Here is a 1731-nt window from a genome sequence, read left to right as displayed (position 1 = left end):
GTCGTTAACACCAGTCCTAATCCTCCCTGCTGCAGCGCCATGCTGCTGATGCCTTCGCCCGTAAACCCGTTCATTGCCCACTTTGCAACGAAGGCAGCGCCTACTGCGCCAACCACCTTTGTCGCCAAGCTCACTGTGAAGGTCAACACCGACAGCGAAAACACAGTGCCCAGTCCGTATAGCAGCCATTTGCTGAACAACGACTTCGTCGCTTGGAACAGCAGACACAGGATGAACAGAGGCCCGAACCCGACCACCAGCGCCATCGCCAGCTTGTTGAGCAGCAACATCGAGCCTGCAACGACACCCGGACCGGCCATGCCCAGGCCGGTGAACCACCGAGCCCGGTCTTTTTCGTCCTTGCTTTCCTCGTCACCGCCGGTCTTGATCTGATCCAGAGCCGACATGGCCACTTGCATCAACATCAAGTTCTTGTCGATCGCTTCATACGGGCTCTTTGAGCTGCCCGTCACTGTCTTGGTGATCGCCTGGCTGACTCCATCGGTCAGCGTCCAGTACAAGCGGGCCGAACCTTGCGCCATGCTGGTCGCCACCCCGATGATCAGCGCCGCGCGCAGCGCCGTGACGACCAATCCCATCGCCGCCTCGCGCGACTGACCGGTCACGATGCGATAGCCTTGGATAAAAATCCAAAGCGTCAACACCGTCAGGGACACCATGCCCACCCAAGCCGTCGTTCGCTGCAACAACTCCCACTGGAAGATCGCGATCTCATCGCGCAGATAGTTGTTGATCAGACGAAAAAATTCGTAGTTGGCGATGTTCGTCAAAAAATCCATATGTCACCACATCCACTAGACGGCTGCGCCGTGGGGCAGTCGATGCCCCGGGTTTGAGTATCTTGCCTAAGCAGGTAAACCAGCTCCATCAGTCCTTGTCGATCTCTAATCTTTCCATACCGGCTGGCGTGTCTGATTTAATAGCCTCGAACGCACCTTTCATCACCGCCCCTGCGACAAGCGTCTTACCGATGCTCAACAGATCGGCTGGAATCCAGGATGGCAACCACGAACTGCTTCCATCTCCCTTCGGCGGCTCCTTCCCCGCCATCGCGGCCTTCGCAGCGCCGGTTTGCAGCTCGGTCAAGAATGCCAAGCGCTTTTCGTAGGCGAACATTGCCGACTCCATCTGCTGGCGATCGATATCCATCATCGCCTTCAGCGCCAGAAGCTTATTGGTGTTGCTTTCCAGCTCGCCAATCTTCTGGTCGCCGATCTTCTTGCGCTCTTCCTCGATCGTGCGCAGACGCTCCAGGCGCTTGGTGGTGATCTCGTACATCGCCACCATGTAGTTGAACTGGGAATTGCGCGTGCGTTGGATCAGCTCGCAGGATTCCCTCTGCGAATCAGAGACAGGTGTTCCAGACGTGGACGCCGAACAGGCGGCCACACCCTCATCATCTGCCACCTTCTTCAAGGTCTCCTTGGGCTTCTCGACCTCCTTGCCGCTGGATTCCTTGCCCTCGCCCTTGCCCACCGTCTGATTGTCAAGGATCTCCTTGGTCGTTCCATTGAGCTTGTTGTCGATAACTTCCCATTGCGCACTGGCCGCTCCCGCCATGCTGAGCAGCACCAGTCCCATGAAGACCCGGGAAAAATGTCTGAACTTGATTGCCATGGTGTTCTTCGCCTCCTGTGACACAAATAAAGATGGTGCGGTGTGGAACCGCTTCGATTGCGTTGGCTGGCTATGCATCTTCAACCTCCTTGT

General features: G+C 56.8%; 2 protein-coding genes. Both read right to left on the bottom strand.

Annotated features, from left to right (window positions below; all coding sequences use genetic code 11):
* Nucleotides 1–800, bottom strand: an 800-nt coding sequence (locus J7396_RS21565) for a type IV secretion system protein (RefSeq protein ID WP_209262093.1), incomplete at its 3' end; no start/stop codon positions are given.
* 88 nt (nt 801–888) lie between these two features.
* Nucleotides 889–1716: a hypothetical protein gene (locus J7396_RS21560; protein WP_209262094.1), complete on the bottom strand. Its 828-nt coding sequence runs from the start codon at nt 1714–1716 to the stop codon at nt 889–891.
* Nucleotides 1717–1731: the final 15 nt, after the last annotated feature.

The sequence above is a fragment of the Xanthomonas sp. A1809 genome (genome assembly GCF_017746015.1).
GTDB lineage: Bacteria > Pseudomonadota > Gammaproteobacteria > Xanthomonadales > Xanthomonadaceae > Xanthomonas > Xanthomonas euvesicatoria.
Note: the sequence above shows the minus strand (reverse complement) of the source record. Positions and strands in the feature narration are given on the sequence as shown.

Excerpts from the sequence above, each read along its gene's own strand:
- J7396_RS21560 (WP_209262094.1), bottom strand. The coding sequence starts at position 1,716 with ATGCATAGCCAGCCAACGCAATCGAAGCGGTTCCACACCGCACCATCT.